General features: G+C 40.9%; 18 protein-coding genes and 1 pseudogene. All 19 read left to right on the forward strand.

Annotated elements, in window-relative coordinates; all coding sequences use genetic code 11:
- Window positions 1–12: 12 nt before the first annotated feature.
- The 19 genes and pseudogenes from V3595_RS03615 (at window position 13) to uvrC (ending at window position 19,653) form a co-directional block, all read left to right on the forward strand.
- The gene (locus V3595_RS03615; protein WP_485905448.1) at window positions 13–2,367 is read left to right on the forward strand and encodes an endonuclease MutS2; all 2,355 of its coding nucleotides are present in this window, start codon (window positions 13–15) and stop codon (window positions 2,365–2,367) included.
- Window positions 2,368–2,432: 65 nt separating this feature from the next.
- Entirely contained in the window at window positions 2,433–2,840 is a 408-nt protein-coding gene (locus tag V3595_RS03620) for a DUF350 domain-containing protein (protein WP_034309012.1), read from the forward strand.
- Window positions 2,841–3,309: 469 nt separating this feature from the next.
- Window positions 3,310–4,977 (forward strand): propanediol/glycerol family dehydratase large subunit, encoded by a 1,668-nt coding sequence (locus V3595_RS03625; protein WP_485905449.1) that lies wholly within the window; start codon window positions 3,310–3,312, stop codon window positions 4,975–4,977.
- Window positions 4,978–4,990: 13 nt separating this feature from the next.
- On the forward strand, window positions 4,991–5,566 hold the full coding sequence (locus V3595_RS03630; RefSeq protein WP_485905450.1) for a propanediol/glycerol family dehydratase medium subunit: 576 nt from the start codon (window positions 4,991–4,993) through the stop codon (window positions 5,564–5,566).
- Window positions 5,567–5,578: 12 nt separating this feature from the next.
- Window positions 5,579–6,025, forward strand: a complete 447-nt coding sequence (locus V3595_RS03635) for a diol dehydratase small subunit (protein WP_485905451.1) — start codon at window positions 5,579–5,581, stop codon at window positions 6,023–6,025.
- Between the two features lie 3 nt (window positions 6,026–6,028).
- Window positions 6,029–7,867, forward strand: coding sequence for a diol dehydratase reactivase subunit alpha (locus V3595_RS03640; RefSeq protein ID WP_485905452.1), 1,839 nt, complete (start codon window positions 6,029–6,031; stop codon window positions 7,865–7,867).
- On the forward strand, window positions 7,864–8,196 hold the full coding sequence (locus tag V3595_RS03645; RefSeq protein WP_485905453.1) for a glycerol dehydratase reactivase beta/small subunit family protein: 333 nt from the start codon (window positions 7,864–7,866) through the stop codon (window positions 8,194–8,196). The genes V3595_RS03640 and V3595_RS03645 overlap by 4 nt, the downstream gene beginning before the upstream one ends.
- A 19-nt stretch (window positions 8,197–8,215) precedes the next feature.
- The gene (locus tag V3595_RS03650) at window positions 8,216–8,632 is read left to right on the forward strand and encodes a GlcG/HbpS family heme-binding protein (protein ID WP_485905454.1); all 417 of its coding nucleotides are present in this window, start codon (window positions 8,216–8,218) and stop codon (window positions 8,630–8,632) included.
- Between the two features lie 363 nt (window positions 8,633–8,995).
- Window positions 8,996–9,298 (forward strand): annotated as a pseudogene (locus V3595_RS03655) (hypothetical protein); the annotation flags it as partial.
- A gap of 331 nt (window positions 9,299–9,629) precedes the next feature.
- Complete coding sequence (locus V3595_RS03660; protein WP_485905455.1) at window positions 9,630–10,865, forward strand: sensor histidine kinase; 1,236 nt, start codon at window positions 9,630–9,632, stop codon at window positions 10,863–10,865.
- A 5-nt stretch (window positions 10,866–10,870) separates the two neighbouring features.
- Window positions 10,871–11,626, forward strand: coding sequence for a response regulator transcription factor (locus V3595_RS03665; RefSeq protein ID WP_485905727.1), 756 nt, complete (start codon window positions 10,871–10,873; stop codon window positions 11,624–11,626).
- 318 nt (window positions 11,627–11,944) lie between these two features.
- Window positions 11,945–13,642, forward strand: coding sequence for an AMP-binding protein (locus V3595_RS03670; RefSeq protein WP_485905456.1), 1,698 nt, complete (start codon window positions 11,945–11,947; stop codon window positions 13,640–13,642).
- 83 nt (window positions 13,643–13,725) lie between these two features.
- Window positions 13,726–13,848: a hypothetical protein gene (locus V3595_RS03675; RefSeq protein WP_284702818.1), complete on the forward strand. Its 123-nt coding sequence runs from the start codon at window positions 13,726–13,728 to the stop codon at window positions 13,846–13,848.
- A complete protein-coding gene (gene fadR, locus V3595_RS03680; RefSeq protein ID WP_137019459.1) occupies window positions 13,845–14,432 on the forward strand; it encodes a fatty acid metabolism transcriptional regulator FadR in 588 nt (195 codons plus the stop codon). The genes V3595_RS03675 and fadR overlap by 4 nt, the downstream gene beginning before the upstream one ends.
- A 125-nt stretch (window positions 14,433–14,557) precedes the next feature.
- A complete protein-coding gene (locus V3595_RS03685; protein WP_485905457.1) occupies window positions 14,558–15,331 on the forward strand; it encodes an enoyl-CoA hydratase in 774 nt (257 codons plus the stop codon).
- Window positions 15,332–15,453: 122 nt separating this feature from the next.
- Entirely contained in the window at window positions 15,454–16,227 is a 774-nt protein-coding gene (locus tag V3595_RS03690; protein WP_485905458.1) for an electron transfer flavoprotein subunit beta/FixA family protein, read from the forward strand.
- A 71-nt stretch (window positions 16,228–16,298) separates the two neighbouring features.
- A complete protein-coding gene (locus V3595_RS03695) occupies window positions 16,299–17,276 on the forward strand; it encodes an electron transfer flavoprotein subunit alpha/FixB family protein (protein WP_098370029.1) in 978 nt (325 codons plus the stop codon).
- 186 nt (window positions 17,277–17,462) lie between these two features.
- Window positions 17,463–17,777 carry a thioredoxin gene (gene trxA / locus V3595_RS03700; protein WP_101222840.1) on the forward strand — a complete coding sequence of 105 codons (315 nt, stop codon included), beginning with the start codon at window positions 17,463–17,465 and terminating at the stop codon, window positions 17,775–17,777.
- A 103-nt stretch (window positions 17,778–17,880) separates the two neighbouring features.
- Window positions 17,881–19,653, forward strand: coding sequence for an excinuclease ABC subunit UvrC (gene uvrC / locus V3595_RS03705; protein WP_241663394.1), 1,773 nt, complete (start codon window positions 17,881–17,883; stop codon window positions 19,651–19,653).
- Window positions 19,654–19,673 lie beyond the last annotated feature (20 nt).

A 19,673-nucleotide genomic window follows, 5' to 3' on the forward strand; every position in this document is an offset into this window, starting at 1 on the left:
AGCTTTAACTCCATGCATAATAAAGCTTTAAAGACATTGGAATTTCATAAAATAAAAGAACAATTAATCTCACACGCATCCTCATCCATAGGAAAAGAGAAGGCAGAGCAATTAATGCCTTCCACGGATTTTGAAGAAGTGTCGAGATGGCAGGAAGAAACAGATGAGGCAGCCAAAATCGTAAGGTTGAAAGGTAACTTGCCATTGGGCGGAATTTTCGATATCCGTCCACATGCAAAAAGGGCACAGATTGGCGGTATGCTCTCACCGATGGAACTGATGGAACTTGCGAGTACGATTCGTGCCGGCAGGATCCTAAGCCGTTTCTTCGAAGAACTCGCAGAGCAGGAAATTGATGTTCCGCTTTTAGCCGAATATATCGATTCACTTCATCCATTGATTGATTTGCAGCAGGAAATTACGTATGCAGTTAGCGAACATGGCGAAGTGATGGATTCTGCCAGCGATAAGCTTCGTACGCTAAGAAACCAAATTCGGACGAACGAGAGTCGTGTCAGGGAAAAACTGGAAAGTATGATCCGTTCTTCCAATGCATCAACAATGTTATCAGATGCCATCATCACCATCCGGAATGACCGATTCGTCATCCCGGTAAAACAGGAATACCGCAGTGTATATGGCGGTATCATACATGATCAATCATCATCAGGGCAGACGTTGTTCATTGAACCGCAAGCAATCGTTCAGCTGAATAATGTCCTGCAGGAAACCCGGGTGAAGGAAACGCAGGAAATAGAACGGATATTGGTTGAACTATCGGAAAAAGTCGGTGCGTTCACCCCTGAATTGCTTCATAATGTCAAAGTGCTAGCACAAATCGATTTCCTTGTCGCCAAGGCAAAATATGCAAAAGCGATAAAAGGATCCAAGCCGATTTTGAATAATGAGGGGCGCGTAAAATTATTCAAAGCGAAACACCCGCTCATTCCGAGTGATGTTGTCGTGGCCAATGATATTTTTCTTGGTGATGAATTTACGACAATCGTCATCACCGGTCCGAATACAGGTGGTAAGACGGTTACCCTGAAAACGATTGGCCTCTGTACGTTAATGGCACAGTCCGGTCTGCAAATCCCTGCGCTGGATGGTTCCGAAACGGCTGTGTTTTCCTCTGTTTATGCCGATATTGGCGATGAACAGTCGATTGAACAAAGCTTAAGTACATTCTCTTCGCATATGGTCAACATTGTCGATATCCTTAAGCATGTCGATTATGACAGCCTTGTTTTATTCGATGAGCTTGGAGCGGGAACAGATCCACAGGAAGGTGCCGCTTTGGCCATTTCCATTTTGGATGAAGTGTATAAGCGCGGAGCACGTGTAATTGCAACGACACATTACCCGGAATTAAAAGCGTATGGATATGATCGGGAAGGCGTCATTAATGCAAGCGTTGAATTTAATGTGGAAACCTTGAGTCCCACCTATAAACTTTTGATCGGTGTACCAGGGCGGAGTAATGCTTTTGAAATTTCCAAGCGTCTTGGTTTGGAAGAAAACGTGATAAGCAACGCCCGCAGCCATATTGGTGAGGATACGAATAAAGTTGAAAATATGATAGCGTCCCTTGAAGACAGCCGCAAGAAGGCCGAAGAAGAAGAGCTTGAAGCCAAGAATCACCTGAAACAGGCGGAAATTCTTCATAAAGACCTTCAAAGGCAAATTGATGAGTACCATGAAGAACGGGATGCGATGGTTGAAAAGGCAGCAAAAGAGGCAGCGGCAATCGTTGAAAATGCACAAAGGGAAGCTGAAGCGATCATTTCCGACTTACGTAAACTGCGACTTGAAAAGCATGCCGATGTTAAAGAGCATGAACTGATCGATGCCAAAAAGCGGCTTGAAGAAGCAGCGCCTAAAGTGAAAAAAACGTCAAATAAAGCTGCGAGACCGCTTGATAAAAGCTTGAAACCTGGAGATGAAGTAAAGGTCGTAAGCTTTGGTCAAAAAGGTCACTTGATTGAGAAGGTCTCAAATAATGAATGGCAGGTTCAGATCGGCATCATGAAGATGAAGGTGAAGGAGTCTGACCTGGAATTCATCAAGAGCACAAAAGTAAAAGAAACAAAGCCGCTTACCACGATCAAAGGCCGCGATTATCACGTTAGCGTCGAACTTGACCTTCGTGGAGAACGCTTTGAAAATGCAATATCAAGAGTGGAAAAGTACGTTGATGATGCTCTTTTGGCCGGTTATTCGAGTGTCTCCATCATTCATGGTAAAGGGACGGGTGCTCTTCGGTCCGGGGTCCAGGAATACTTGAAAAATCACCGCTCTGTCAAAAGGATTCGCTTCGGCGAAGCCGGTGAAGGCGGAACAGGTGTTACGGTGGTGGAATTTAAATAAAGGAAAGCGGCCATTCCGGCAATTCAGCCAAGCCGGGTGGCTAGTTACCATTCGGGAGTTGGACCATGGAGAACATGTGGGAAAATGAATATGTATATATAGCTGCTCGTTACAGTGTCGTTATTCTGTGCATGATTGTTTTTTTAGCCATTTTTGAACTTGTCACAAAGTACAAGAACTGGGAGGAAATCAAACAGGGAAACCTTTCTGTCGCGTTGGCAACAGGTGGTAAAATATTTGGGATCGCCTATGTATTCCAACAGTCCATTCTCCATCAGAATTCGCTTCTTACCATGATTGGCTGGGGCGTATACGGATTTGTCCTGCTGTTGATCGGTTATTTCATTTTTGAATTTATGACTCCTGGATTTAAAATAGATGAAGAGATACAAAAAGATAATCGGGCAGTTGGATTCCTATCGATGATCATATCAATCGCATTATCTTTTGTCATCGGTGCCGGGATTTCTTAATGCCCTTCATGAGAGGGAGTAAGCTGTGGAGAAACTTGCAAAAGTCTTAATTGTTTGTTGCGGTATCTTTTTTCTGTTTGGAATCATTTATATGACATTCTTCAACTGAAGCGGCCATTGTGCCGCTTCTTTTATTTGAACTCTATAAGTATTCATTTTTTTAAGGTCTGCAGGTTAGGAACACTTTTTTAATCACTTGGCCAAAACACGATAGTCTTAATCATATCTGAGTTTAGTCTCTCATTAAAAATTCACTAGTTAAAAAGCAAAAAAATGCTAGTGAATGTAATTTGTGTCTAGGTACATATATAATTCAGAAAATTATAATAATACCAACAAAACAAATATAAGTAGGGGGATCGTCCATAAAATATTCATTGTTTTGTACCCAATGTCGCTACTACTTTAATAACTCATAATGCATGTAGACAGTTCAAATACTAACTGATCATAGAAAGAGGGATTGTTTATGCAACGCTCAAAACGATTTGAGATCTTAGAAGAAAGACCGGTCAATAAAGATGGATTTGTAAAAGAATGGCCTGAAATGGGGTTTATTGCCATGTCTAGCCCTAATGATCCCAAGCCTTCTATTACAATAAAAAATGGCCAGATAGTAGAGTTGGATGGGAAAAGCCGAGAAGATTTTGATATGTTAGATCAATTTATTGCAGATTACACAATAGATAGAAGCTTAACCGAACAAGTCATGGCTCTTGAAAGCTTGGATATTGCTAAGAAACTCGTGGATATTAATGTGTCTCGTTCAGAAATTATTAGATTGTCAAAAGGGCTAACACCTGCAAAAGTTCTAGAAGTCCTAAATCATATGAATGTTGTTGAAATGATGATGGCTTTGCAAAAAATGAGGGCAAGGAAAACACCGTCTAACCAATGTCACGTGACGAATGTACGGGATAATCCTGTATTGATGGCAGCAGACGCTGCCGAAGCGGGCCTATATGGTTTTGATGAACAAGAAACAACGGTCGGAGTTGCTCGTTATGCTCCCTTTAACGCATTGGCATTGCTTGTGGGTTCCCAAACTGCAAGGAATGGAATCTTGACTCAAGATTCTTTAGAAGAAGCGACGGAACTTCGCTTAGCAATGCTTGGAATGACTTCTTATGCGGAAACTGTTTCTATCTATGGTACGGAATCTGTCTTCATGGATGGGGATGACACACCTTGGTCGAAGTCATTTTTAGCCTCTGCCTATGCTTCAAGAGGTGCTAAAATGCGCTTTACATCAGGAACTGGTTCCGAGGTGCAAATGGCCGGAGCAGAAGGGAAATCTATGCTTTATTTAGAGATTCGTTGTGTCATGATGGCGAAAGGAGCGGGCGTTCAAGGCCTGCAAAACGGTTCTATCAGTTGTATTGGCATACCGGCCTCGGTACCGAGTGGAATCCGCGCCGTCTTAGCAGAAAACCTAGCTACTACATTGTTTGATATGGAAGTAGCTTCGGGAAATGACCAAACCTTCTCTCATTCGGAAATCAGACGCAGCGCTAAAATGCTATGTCAAATGCTTCCTGGTACTGATTTTATCTTTGCCGGATTCGCTGCTGTCCCAAATAATGAGGATATGTTTGCAGGCTCTAATATGGATTCTAGTGATTTGGATGATTACTTAATTATTCAACGAGATATGATGGTGGACGGCGGATTAAAACCGGTGGATGAAGAAAGCCTTCTCAAAACCCGTTATCAAGCAGCTAAAGCTTTACAAGTTATTTTTGAAGAGCTAGGATTTCCTATGATTACAGATGAGGAAATCGAAGCGGCTACTTATGCTAACAGCAGTGTGGATATGCCGCTGCGTAATGTTGTTGAAGATTTAAAGGCGGCAGAGCGAATATTACGAGAGGGGATTTCAGGATTTGATATAGCTCTTATCTTAGCTAAGCGTGGCTATCGACAAACTGCAGAACGAATTTTCAATATGTTGAAGCATAGGGTTGCTGGCGACTATTTACACACATCAGCCATTATTAATAAAGATAATGTGGTTATAAGTGCGGTAAATGATGAAAACGATTACAAGGGACCTGGGACAGGCTATCGTCTCAGTCCGGAAAGATGGGAAGAAATTAAAGACATTCGTCAAGCGATTAGTCCACAAGATTTTGATTAAGGAGGAATTGAATGTGACGACAACATTTTTAATTGAGATGAAATTAACGGATATCGGAACGGCCGCGAAGGGAACAAATCCGAGAGAAGTAATCGTAGCGATCGCCCCTGCTTTTGGAAAAGAAATGAATAAAACAATCGTCAAAGTCGATCACACTTCTGTCTTACGTGAAATCCTTTCCGGGATTGAAGAGCAAGGAGCCGTACCACGGGTCATACGCAGCTTGCGCACTGCTGATTTGGCTTTTATGGCACATGGAGGAGCCCAAATGAGTGGTTCTGGAATAAGTATAGGCCTGCAATCCAGGGGAACAGCAGTAATCCATCAACGAGATTTAGACCCGCTCACCAATCTTGAATTATTTCCTCAATCCCCTTTAATTACGTTAGATATGTACAGGGCTATTGGACGAAACGCAGCCATGTATGCGATAGGGGAAAGCCCAAGTCCAGTACCTGTGTTAAATGACGAAATGGCACGGCCTAAATACCAAGCAGCAGCGGCCTTACTCTATTTAAAAGAGTGCCAATCTATTATTCCAGATCAGAAGCCAATTGAATTAACAGTAGAATTTTTAATAAAAGACTAGGAGGGAATTCAAATGGAAAATCTTACGACTGAAAAAAACGGAAATTTAACTAAAAAAGACTATCCACTCGGGATAAAAAGGCCTGATTTGTTATTTACACGTACAGATAAACCGTACAAAGATTTAACATTGGATGCAGCTTTAGAAGGAGACGTAACTGAAACAGACTTGCGTATCAGTCCAAAAACGCTTGAAATGCACGCAGATATTAGTGAAAGTTTAGGAAGAACACAACTGGCGAACAACTTCCGCAGAGCAGCGGAAATGATTAATATATCCGATGCCCGTATTTTACAAATTTATAATGCGATGCGCCCTAATCGTTCGACTAAAGAACAGCTTTTAGAGATCGCTGATGAATTAGAAGGAGAGTATGGAGCATTTGAGAATGCCAAATTAATCCGTGAAGCTGCAGATGTGTATGAAAGACGAGGAAGGTTAAAGAAAAATGAGGATTAAAGAATGATGAAAAAGATTCTAGCTGGTGTAGATATCGGAAATTCATCAACGGAAGTGGCGATTGCAAGTGTAGACGGAAACCATACTGAGTTTTTTTCACAGTATTTAGTGAAAACAACGGGTATAAAAGGAACGCCTGATAATGTGAAAGGCATTCGCCTAGCTTTGCAGGAAGCAGTTAAAAAAGCAGGCATCGAGTTAAAAGACATTGACCTTATCCGGTTGAATGATGCTGTGCCGGTAATAGGTGATTTGGCCATGGATCTAATTAGCGAAACCATTATCACGGAATCTTCCATGATAGGTCATAACCCTGATACTCCGGGTGGAGCAGGATTAGGAGTGGGAATAACGGTGTTGATTGATCAATTATTGGACGTAGAAATAAAGGGGCAAGACTATATTGCTGTTATTCCTAATAGCTTTGATTATGAGTGGGTTGCTCACCAATTGAATCAGGCAGTAAGTCAAGGTATTTCTATTACAGGTGCCATTGTGCAAAAAGATGATGGAGTATTAATACACAATCGTCTGAACAACAAGGTTCCCATCGTGGACGAGGTAGCTATGATTGAAAAGGTTCCTCTGTTGAAATTAGCAGCAGTAGAAGTGGCTTTACCGGGCCATGTGATTCGGACGCTAAGCAATCCATACGGTCTTTCTACTGTTTTTCAATTAAATCCAGACCAAACGATACAGATTGCATTAGTTGCCAAAGCATTAGTTGGCAATCGATCAGCAGTTGTAATCCGAACTCCAAAAGGGGAAGTTGTCGAACGAAAAATAGAAGCGGGAAAGGTCCTTTTAAAAGGAGTAAATAACCAAAATCTGGAAGTGTCCATTAATGATGGAGCTGAAGCGATAATGAATACGTATGAAAAGCTAGAAGTATTGGTAGACGTCCATGGAGAAACAGGAACCAATGTTGGAGGGATGTTTAATGGCCTCAGGCATGATTTAGCTCAACTCACTGGACAATTATCAAATGAAATTACAATCTCTGACTTTCTCGCCGTTGATGCCGTAATCCCGACTTCAATTAACGGTGCAATGGCGGGGGAGCTTTCAATGGAATGTGGAGTGGCTTTAGCCTCAATGGTTAAAACAGATAAAGTTCCTGTCCAAAAAGTGGCTTCTTTATTGGAAAAGGAAATGGGCATCGCCGTAGAAATTGGCGGTGTTGAAGCGGAAATGGCCATTCGCGGATCCTTAACGACCCCTGGTACGAGAAAGCCTATAGTGATTCTCGATATGGGGGGTGGTTCTACTGATGCTGCAATGATGGACGAATCGGGCAAAATCAAATCGAGTCATTTGGCCGGGGCAGGGGACATGGTCACGATGCTAATAAATTCTGAACTCGCTTTAGGCAGCAAGGAACTCGCTGAAAAAATAAAAAAGCATCCTTTAGGAAAAGTATTAAGTTTATTCCATATGCAGCTAGAAGACGGAACGATGCTATTTTCTGAAACCCCTTTTCCCTCTTATACATTTGGGAAAGTTGTAATCCGAGAAGAAGAAGATCTCATCCCCTTAGCAACCAAATCATCAATGGAGAAAATTAGAGATACCCGAAGAAGTGCAAAACGGAGGGTGTTTGTGACGAATGCGCTGCGCGCCCTTAAGCGGGTAATCCCCACGGGCAATCTAAAGCACCTTTCTTTTGTCGTTATGGTGGGGGGATCTGCATTGGACTTTGAAATTCCACAAATGTTAACAGAGGAATTGGGTAAGTACGGGATTGTAGCAGGTTTTGCCAATATACGCGGCACAGAAGGTCCGAGAAATGCAGTGGCTACTGGATTGGTATTAGCCAGTATTAGGCACGAGGTATTGAAATGACTAAACGGGAAGTGAACATTGCCATTTTGTACGACAGTGCTCTTAATGCTAATCAAATTCAAGATATATGTGCGGGACTAGAAGAAGAAGGGGTTTCATTTTTATTGCAAAAAAGTGATGAAGCGAGCAGCTATATTGAACTAGGGAGTAAAGCAGCTTGTATGTCTCCTTTGAAGGTGGGAATTGGCATTGATCGAATTGGGAATATATGTGTACATCACGAGAATTTGAAGCAGGAAGAACCTTATTTAAAAGACATCATCCAAAACGGTCGTAAATTAGGCAAGAACGCAGCACGTTTAGTTAAAGGGTTGCCATTAGCTTTTTAAGAGGAAAGGATGAAGGGAAATGAGTCAAATCAATTTATTATTAGCAAAAAGGCTGATTGAGAGTGCCGAAAAGAAGGCCAACGAAATTAATGTACCCATGGTTATAAGCATTGTGGATGAAGGAGGTAATTTTATCGCCTGCCACCGAATGGATGATGCTTTATTGGTTAGCGTCGAACTCGCGCAAAACAAAGCGTGGACTTCAATAGCCATGAAAATGACGACAGAGAATTTGGCATTGGTAGCTGCAAATGGAAAAGAACTTTATGGTATTAATACTACAAATAACGGAAGGGTTGTTGTATTTGGTGGAGGAATTCCATTGTATAATAACGGGCAAATTATCGGGGCAGTAGGTGTAAGCGGTGGCTCCGTTGAAGAAGATATACACGTAGCTCAAACTGCAGTTGATGCCCTGTGTGATTTTAAGAATTGATTGCATACTCAATGAATAAAGCAAAATTACAATCAGTGGAGGGTTCTTTCCTTCACTGATTGTTACTTGAACCAACTAGGCTCTTAGGACATTTCCCCTAAAATAACATGAACTGTAATGAAAATCCATTTCCCAAAATGCAGTGATGCTATAGACTCTTGACAATCAGAAATTTTGGTTTAATAAATTAATTTTAATGGAACAACATCATGTTAGCTGTTTATGAGATTATCAAAAAATTTAGAGAGGGTGTAAGTAATGAAGGGTTATTCAAAATCCGGTGATAAAGGTGAAAGAAGTCTCGTATATGGAACGAGAGTTTCAAAGGCAACTGTATATGTTGAAGCTTAGGGAACATGTGATGAGGCCAATTCCATGAATGGGTTAGCGTTTTCTTTTGCTCCAGCGGATGAGAGATGGGAGCCATTACAGCAAACGATACATATGATACGAACGAAATTGTTTTATATTGTAGCAGAATTAGCTACTCCTATCGGAAATAAGGCGGGGTGGCCGATTGAAGAAGAAGATGTTCATTTCTTGGGAAAAGAAATAGATAAAATGGAAAAACACCTTACAGCTCTTACTACTTTATTTTGCCGGGTGGAAGTCCAATCGGTGCATCACTTCATAGTGCTAGAACCATGTTCGAAGAGCTGGACGTAATGCTATCGAAATAAACAATCAACAACAATAAAATCCAATTATAATAAAGTATTTAATCGTTTGTCTGACTACTTGTTTGTATTAACTCGTTATGTGAATCATCAGACAGGGACAATTGAACCTAATTTGCATCTGGATTAATATTTAGAATGAAGGATTTCATAGCTTTAATGCAGGATGTCTTCAAACCTTCATATTTCACAATGAAATTTATTTGGTTGACTCCAAAACTTTATACTTTTTATTGAAAATTAAATAGTTATAATGAAAAGATATAAGATTTTTAATTTTCAAAATAAAAAGATAATACACGTGGAGGTATAGTCTAACTATGTTGACATTACGTAAAGTTGTGAATGTGGAGATTCTTCAGGATATCCAGAAACGCTTTTCAGATGCTACCTGTTTTGGAGTAATAATTGCGGATCAGCAGGGGATACCTGTAACCATGCCATCTAATTTCACTAGTTTTTGTAACCATATGCGTTCCTCCCAAGAAGGTTTGCAATGCTGTGTATTGTCGGATCAAAAGGTGGGGCTCATTGCAGCAAAACAGGCAAAGCCAATCTTGCATTATTGCCATTCTGGTCTTGTTGATATAGCTGCACCTATTATTCTCAATGGGGAGTACCTTGGATCTGTTTTATGCGGCCAGGTACTCTTGGAAAATCGTGATGAAAAGCATGTGATGCAGATTCGGGAGAAAATAAAACATATACCAATTGATCAAGAACTCATACAGCTTTATGTGGATAAGATTGAATTTACAGGTCGCAAGCGCATTGAAGAAGTGATAGAGATGCTTCAGCTCGTTGCTAATTATATTGTCAATATTGTTGCTAATAATCTTGTACAGGAAGAGCTAAATGAGAAGAATCAAAAGTTGATGGAGGAGATAGAGGTTCGTGCCACGCTGGAGAAGTTTCTAGAGGAAGCACAGTTTAAGGTATTGCAATCCCAGATTAATCCTCATTTTTTATTTAACACATTAAACACCATTACCAGATTAGCTTATTTAGAGAACGCGGAACAAACACAAAAAGTGACGTATTCATTGGCAAAAATCATGAGGTACAGTCTGCGTAATATAGATCAGCATGTTTCTTTAAAAGAAGAATTGGATTACGTTAAAAATTATATTAGTATTCAGCAATCTCGTTTTCATAACAGAATTCAATACGAAGAAATAGTTGAAGTTGATGCCGAAGCTTTGAAAATGCCCATTCTCTCCATTCAACCTATTGTTGAAAACGCTATCATTCATGGTTTTGAACCCAATAATAGTCCTATTGATATAAAAATCCATGTTTTTTTAAAAAATGACCTAGTAGTAATAGAAATCTCTGATTCAGGAGTGGGTATGACAAAGGAAACGTTATCCTCTATTTTTTTACATCGAGATGTGAAAAAAAATAGTCATACTACAGGAATTGGGATGAATAATGTCCATAAGCGAATTCAATATTATTTTGGGGATGAGTATGGTATTACAGCGTTAGAAAGCAAACCTGGAAAGGGCACAATGGTACGGATAGTAATCCCTAATCAAGGAGGTGTTTTGTCTTGAAGGTTATGATTGTGGATGATGAGCCATTAGAAAGAGAAGTGCTAACGATGATAATTAAAAAAGCAAATTTAGGAATAAGCCAATTATTCGAAGCTGCAAACGGGGTGGATGCCTTGAACCTCGCTAAACAAAATCGAATGGATGTTATCCTTATGGATATAAAAATGCCAATAATGGATGGCTTGGCGGCAGCTGAAATGATCAAAAGGGATGTTCCGAAATGCCAAGTCATCTTCCTGACAGGGTATGATGAAAATTACATAGCCTTTACGTCTAAGTCAGGATCAGGTGATTATTTATTAAAACCTGCTCAACCTAATGAAATTGAGGAAGCCTTAAATAAATATATACCCATAGTAAAACGTTCGGTTTCAGCCTCTTTAAAAGCACCTTGTGAGCATGACGATATTTTAACAGTCATGGAATATATAGAACGTAACTTTCACTTAGAAATAAATTTAGATACTTTATCCAGATTAGTTTTTCTTAGTGGCCAATATCTTAGCAGACTTTTTAAACAAGAGACGGGTTACACGATTACTCAATATATTACAGTCCGTCGCCTTGAAGAAGCGAAAAAATGTTTGATCTACAGGAGAGAAAACGTAATGGAAGTTAGTAAGAATTGTGGATTCTCCGATCCAAATTACTTTACAAGGGTGTTCAAAAAACATGAAGGTGTCACTCCAACGCAATATCAGCAGCAATCTATTATAGGAAGACAAAAAAGAATCAATACATTCAATAACTTTGTAATGTAGGATGATCAGATTAAATTTCTCTGGAAACATGCAAAGTTATTTATTAAAAGCAGTTTTCTCTGATTATAAACCTAAACATCCCGCCATATTGCGATAAACTCATTTCAAAACTTAGGGTTGAAGAAAGGAAGTATCATCAACCTTTCACTAATTGCGTATTATAACTCCTACTAATAAATCTTGAAGATTCAAGGCTTCACTGCCCCACTATTACTCTTAGCCTTTAGCTCGCTTTTTCTAATTTTCGGCAATTGTAAGAAAATCCCGATTGTATTATAATGATTAAGAGTATTGAGAATATTCAGAAGGAGGGGGCAAATGAGCAATAAGCCATGGCAAGCTATTTATCCGGAACAGATACCCGCTGTTTTGTCGTACGAAGATAAACCTCTTTATTCTTTTTTGAAGGAATCAGCCGAAGAATTCCCTGATAAAGTATCGATTCATTTCCAGGGAAAAGAATTAACTTTCCGGGAAGTTCATGAATCTGCTTTAAAGTTTGCAGCTTATTTAAAAAGTATCGGTCTTCAAAAAGGTGAACGCGTTGCCGTCATGCTTCCAAACTGCCCTCAGGGTGTCATAAGCTTTTTTGGGATTTTGATGGCCGGCGGAGTCGTGGTTCAAACGAATCCAACCTATACTGAACGTGAATTGGAATATCAAATGAAAGATTCCGGAGCGAAAATAATTTTAGCGATGGATATTTTATTCCCCCGTGTTTCTGCAGTGGCATCAAGAACGGATATAGAACATATAATTGTAACCGCTATCAAGGAATATTTGCCATTCCCGAAAAATCTAATCTATCCTTTTATACAAAAAAAGCAATACGGCATTGTCATCAATGTGGAGCATGAAGGGAATCATCATTTATTTTCCGAAATCATGAAACGAAAGATCACTGAAGAAGTCACTGTGCCAATCGATGTGGATAATGACCTTGCCCTTTTGCAATATACAGGTGGGACAACAGGCTTTCCCAAAGGGGTCATGCTTACCCATAAGAACTTGCTGGCAAATACGAAAATGTGCAATGCATGGCTTTATAAAAATAAGCGCGGTGAGGAAAAGATCCTTGCGATTCTGCCTTTCTTCCATGTGTACGGTATGACTACAGTCTTGGTTCTATCAGTCATGGAAGGGAACACCATGATCATCATGCCAAAATTTGATGTCGAAGCGACGCTTAAAACCATTCAAAAACAGAAACCGACCATGTTTCCAGGAGCGCCAACGATGTATATCGGCCTCTTGAACCATCCGGATATCGCCAAATATGATCTTTCTTCCATCAATGCCTGTATAAGCGGTTCTGCATCATTGCCCTTAGAGGTCCAGGAGCAGTTTGAGAAAATTACCGGCGGGAAGCTTGTTGAAGGCTATGGACTTTCAGAAACCTCACCGGTGACACATGCTAATTTCATTTGGGATCAGCCGCGTGTAAAAGGAAGCGTTGGACTGCCGTGGCCGGACACTGACTCGGCGATACTGTCGCTGGAATCCTATGAAGAGCTTCCTCCGAATGAAATAGGCGAGATTGCAATAAAAGGACCACAGGTAATGAAAGGTTATTGGAACCGTCCGGATGAAACGGAACTAACCTTTAAAAATGGCTGGCTGCTAACTGGCGATCTGGGTTATATGGATGAGCAGGGGTTCTTTTATGTCGTCGAGAGGAAAAAGGATACAATCATTGCAGGCGGTTTCAATATATATCCACGTGAGGTGGAGGAGGTACTATACGAGCATGAGGCCATACAGGAAGTGGTTGTGGCAGGTATCCCTGACCCATATCGCGGGGAGACCGTAAAGGCCTATGTCGTACTGAAAAAAAATGCGAGGGCCACTGAAGAGGAATTGGATGAATTTGTCAGAAAAAACCTGGCTTCCTATAAGGTGCCGCGCAGCTATGAATTCAGGAATGAACTTCCAAAAACGACGATAGGAAAGATCCTGAGAAGAGTCCTTATCGAGGAAGAAAAGAAAAAAATATCCGAGGAAAGAAAAGAAGCTTAAACAGGCACCCCCTTTTAACGGAGCAGCGGAAGAGGGCTCCGTTTTGCAGAACAGCTGGACAACCTATGGATGGGGGCTGTACAATGAACAGAAGTGGAATGTCAGGAGCCTTATATAAGTTTTTGCTTGACAGTAAAGGGTCGTCATTTTATGATAGAAATATGAATGATGGTTCATTCATTTTTCTGAAAGGGGACATCCAGTGAAAAGCAACAGACCAAAGTATAATCAAATTATTGATGCGGCCGTTATTGTAATTGCCCAAAACGGTTACTATCAAGCCCAAGTATCCAAAATCGCCAAGCAGGCAGGCGTAGCGGATGGCACCATATATCTTTATTTTAAAAATAAAGAAGATATCTTAATATCATTATTCCATGAAAAGATGGGCTATTTTGTGGAACAGATCGAAGAAGAGCTAAAAGGAAAGGCCACTGCTTCGGAAAAACTGCATGTGCTCATCCAAAAACATTTTCAAAACCTTTCAGAAGACGTGAATTTAGCAATTGTCACTCAGTTGGAATTAAGACAGTCGAATAAAGAATTGCGCCTAAGAATTAATGATGTGTTAAGAGGGTATTTAAATTTAATCGATCAGATCATTATAGAAGGAAAAGAGAACGGCGAATTCCTGCCTGATTTAAATAATTTACTTGCCAGGCAGATGATTTTTGGAACGATTGATGAAACTGTGACGACTTGGGTCATGAATGAGCAAAAGTATTCGCTTCCTGACCTTGCACCAGACGTTCACCGCCTACTGATTGGCGGCTGTGGCCTGAAAAGTTAACGATTTAAATAGAGGATGGCCAGCCATCCTCGAAAGAATCGGTTAATTCTGCTTCTAGCTTTAACTGGAAGTGATACATATAGAATTTTCAAAAAAGTTTGACTAGCATGCCTGGAGGGATTGATATGGAATATCTTAAGCTTTCTGTCGAAAATCATGTGGCTTTTATAACGATTGATCATGCACCTGCAAATGCACTTTCTTCAGCTATCATCGGAGAGCTTTCACAGGCCTTCGATCAAATTGAGAAAGACGAAGCCGTACGGGTTGTCCTTCTTCATGGTGAAGGAAGATTCTTCTCTGCAGGAGCAGACATTAAAGAGTTTACGGAAGTGAAAAACGGGAAAGCTTTCGAGAAGCTGACCAAGAATGGGCAATCTGTATTTGAGAAAATCGAATCTTTTCCAAAACCGGTTATTGCAGCCATCCATGGAGCAGCGCTTGGCGGAGGATTGGAGCTGGCTATGGCCTGCCACATCCGTTTAGTCACTGAAAGAGCTAAACTTGGTTTGCCTGAGCTGCAGTTGGGCTTAATCCCTGGATTTGCTGGGACCCAACGTCTTCCTCGTTATGTAGGCATGGCAAAGGCAGCTGAAATGCTGTTTACAAGTGAACCGATTTCAGGTACCCAAGCTGTGCAATGCGGATTGGCGAATCATGCTTTCACGGATGAAGAACTGATTCCAAAAGCTAAGGAACTAGCTAATAAAATTGCCAAGAAAAGCCCACTGGCATTAAAGTCGGCCATTGAGTTATTGAATTATTCCAAGCATGATTCCTACCATAAAGGTGTGGAAAGGGAAGCCGCCCTCTTTGGCCAAGCTTTCGATACTGCTGATGCACAAGAAGGAATCGCCGCTTTCATTGAAAAAAGGGAAGCTGTATTCAAAGGGATATGATGATTCGGTAAAAATAACTATTTTTATATATCATGCAGGATTTTGATGAAATCTGTAGAACATTACTATATATCAATAAAATTCATAATCTTCAAAACTCAAATTATTCGGGAGGTATTATCGTGAACATTTATGTACTGCTGAAAAGAACATTTGATACAGAAGAAAAAATTACACTATCCAACGGGAAAATTAATGAGGATGGGGCAGAATTCATCATTAATCCATACGATGAGTATGCAGTTGAAGAAGCAATCCAGGTGCGTGATGCACAAGGCGGCGAAGTAACGGTTATTTCTGTCGGAACAGAAGAGGCTGAAAAGCAATTACGCACAGCGCTGGCAATGGGTGCTGACAAAGCCGTATTGATAAATATAGAAGACGACATAGAAAATGGCGACCAATTCACGACTGCCAAAATTATAGGCGAATACTTAAAAGGTAAAAATGCCGATTTAATCATTGCAGGGAACGTTGCAATCGATGGCGGTTCTGGTCAAGTGGGACCACGCGTGGCCGAAATTTTAGAAATTCCTTATGTTACTACCATTACTAAGCTTGACATCGAAAATGGAAATGTAAGCGTTATCCGTGATGTCGAAGGGGACTCTGAAACTATCGAAGCATCCCTTCCGTTGTTGGTGACAGCTCAGCAAGGGCTAAACGAACCACGTTATCCATCATTGCCGGGAATCATGAAAGCGAAGAAAAAACCGCTTGAAGAATTGGAATTGGATGACCTGGATTTGGAAGAAGAAGATGTTGAGGCAAAAACAAAAACGATTGAAATTTACCTTCCTGCTAAAAAAGAAGCTGGAAAAGTTTTGGACGGCGAAATCAGTGCTCAGGTTACCGAGCTTGTTCAATTATTACGCAGTGAAGCAAAAGTGATTTAATCGAAACGGTACTTTTTCAAAATAACAACACACGACAAAAAGATAAAATAGTGCACAGGAGGTTTTTATAAATGGCTAGAAAGTTTCTTGTATTGGGCGAAGTTCGTGACGGTTCACTGAGAAATGTATCATTTGAAGCTATCGGTGCGGCTAAACTTGCTGCAGATGGCGGGGAAATAGTAGGTGTCTTGGTTGGTGACAGTGTTCAAAATTTCGGAAATGAATTGATCCAGTATGGTGCAGACCGGGTTGTTGCAGTCGAAAATGATCAATTGAAACAATATACTTCAGATGGTTATGCGCAAAGCTTGCTTGCCGTCATCGAACAGGAAAAACCAGAAGGGATATTCTTTGGACATACGGCCCTAGGAAAAGACCTTGCACCAAAATTGGCTGGAAAGCTTGAATCAGGGTTAATCTCAGACGTTACATCCATTGAAGAAGAAGGGGGAAATATCGTTTTCACCCGCCCGATCTATTCCGGTAAGGCATTTGAAAAGAAAATTGTTACAGATGGCGTGATATTCGCGACAATCCGTCCGAACAATATCGAACCATTAGCGAAAGATGAGTCCCGCTCTGGTGATGTTTCTACATTAAGTGTGGATATCAAGGATTTACGTACAATCATTAAAGATGTTGTTAGAAAAGCCAGTGAAGGGGTCGACCTTTCAGAAGCGAAAGTAATCATCGCTGGTGGCCGCGGCGTGAAAAGTGAAGATGGTTTTGAACCATTAAAGGAACTGGCACAAGTTCTTGGCGGAGCGGTAGGAGCTTCCCGCGGAGCATGTGATGCGGATTATTGCGATTACTCTTTGCAAATCGGGCAAACGGGTAAAGTCGTAACACCTGACCTTTATATCGCCTGCGGAATTTCCGGTGCGATCCAGCATTTAGCGGGGATGTCCAACTCCAAGGTTATCGTTGCCATCAATAAAGACCCGGAAGCTAACATATTCAATGTGGCTGATTATGGAATTGTCGGAGACCTTTTCGAAGTCGTTCCATTACTTACGGAAGAATTCAAAAAACTTAAAGTTAACGCGTAATAGAAATAATAAAGATGAGGGGCAAGACATTTGGCATAAGCCGATACATGTCTTGCCCCTTTATTTGGCCTGCATATTTACTTTTTTTTTGGACATCCTACCACTGAAGCAAAATATTAGCATCGATTCGAGCAACAATGGTATACTGTCTTTAGTTATTTGAGTAAATTTGAGGAGGAAATATATATGGCAATTATAAATGCAACTGACCAAACTTTCACAACAGATACTAGCGAAGGTGTCGTTCTTGTAGATTTTTGGGCTCCATGGTGCGGACCTTGTAAAATGATCGCTCCTGTTCTTCAAGAGCTTGATACTGAAATTGGCGATACAGCAAAAATCGTAAAAGTGGATGTGGATGAAAACCAAGAAACAGCTGGAAAATTCGGTGTGATGAGCATCCCGACATTAATCGTGCTTAAAGACGGTGAAGTGGTTGATAAGGTTGTTGGTTTCCAACCTAAAGAAGCACTTGCTGAACTTATTTCAAAACACGCGTAATAGTAGGTTAGCTAAAAAAAGCTTCAAGTCTGCGGACTTGAAGCTTTTTTCGCTATCTTGATATATAATAATTGTAAAAAAGGGAGAACAGGAGGCTGAATGCATGAATCAACAAATAAAGAATAAACTTGCCCTTCTTCCCGATCAACCTGGTTGTTATTTAATGAAAGATCGTCAGGGAACGATCATCTATGTAGGCAAAGCGAAAGTGTTGAAAAATCGTGTCCGTTCTTATTTCACGGGATCTCATGACGGAAAAACATTCCGGCTCGTGAATGAAATTGAGGACTTCGAATACATCGTCACCTCTTCCAATATCGAGGCTCTCATTTTAGAGTTGAACTTAATCAAAAAACATGACCCAAAATATAATGTCATGCTAAAGGATGATAAGACGTATCCCTTCATAAAGCTGACTGCGGAACGCCACCCACGTCTAATCATTACGCGAAAAGTCAAAAAAGACAAAGGTAAATATTTCGGTCCTTATCCGAATGCATTTGCAGCTAACGAAACGAAAAAATTGCTCGACCGCATTTATCCCCTAAGAAAATGCAATACTTTACCGGATCGCGTTTGTCTCTACTATCATCTTGGCCAGTGCTTGGCTCCATGTGTATATGATGTAGAGGAACAGGAATATAAAAAAATGGTGGATGATATCAACCGGTTCTTGAACGGCGGGCATACTGAAATAAAAAAAGAACTGACTGAAAAAATGCTGGAGGCATCGGAAGATCTCGATTTCGAGAGGGCCAAGGAGTTCCGTGACAAAATTGCCCACATCGATATTACGATGGAGAAGCAGAAAATGATGACGACAGATTTCATCGACAGGGATGTATTTGGTTTTGCCTATGATAAAGGCTGGATGTGCGTTCAGGTATTTTTTGTCCGGCAGGGTAAATTAATAGAAAGGGATGTTTCACTTTTTCCGGTCTACGATGAACCCGAACAGGAACTTCTTACATTCCTCGGTCAGTTTTACGAGATTACGAACCACTTTAAACCAAAGGAAATCTTGCTGCCTGAATCAGTTGATGCCGAAATGGCCGAAGGGCTGCTTGGTGTCAAAACGATTCACCCGAAACGGGGAGCGAAAAAAGACATGCTTAAATTGGCGAATAAAAATGCCTCCATCGCGCTTCAGGAAAAATTCTCTTTGATAGAAAGGGATGAAGAAAGAACGATCAATGCGGTGGAAAACCTCGGGAAGCAACTGGGTATCTACACCCCGCATCGAATTGAAGCTTTCGATAACTCCAACATCCAGGGAAGTGACCCAGTTTCCGCTTTAGTCGTGTTCATTGATGGAAAGCCGGAAAAAAGGGAGTACCGCAAATATAAGATCAAGACGGTCCAAGGGCCTGATGATTATGAATCGATGCGTGAAGTGGTCAGAAGAAGGTATTCACGAGTATTGAAAGAAGGGCTGCCGCTTCCGGACTTGATCATCATTGATGGCGGAAAGGGACATGTGGAAGCCGTTCGGGATATTCTGGAAAATGAATTGGGCCTTGATATTCCACTTTCAGGCCTCATTAAGGATGAAAAGCATAGGACCTCGCAATTGATGATCGGAAATCCGCTTGAACTCGTACCTCTTGATTCACGGAGCCAGGAATTTTACCTATTGCAAAGAATTCAGGATGAAGTGCATCGGTTCGCGATTACATTTCATCGCCAGCTACGCGGGAAAAATGCGGTTCACTCCCAGCTTGATGATATTCCAGGAGTCGGGGAAAAGCGAAGGAAGCAATTATTAAGGCATTTTGGATCATTGAAGAAAATCAAAGAGGCAACCGCCGAGGAAATCATGGAAGCTGGCATGCCAAAAGGTGTAGCCGAGGGAATCGTTAGAAAATTACAAGAATAATCTTGCTACCGATAAATCTC

The organism is Bacillus sp. CFBP9009 (assembly GCF_036541465.1).
Classification (GTDB): domain Bacteria; phylum Bacillota; class Bacilli; order Bacillales; family DSM-1321; genus Peribacillus.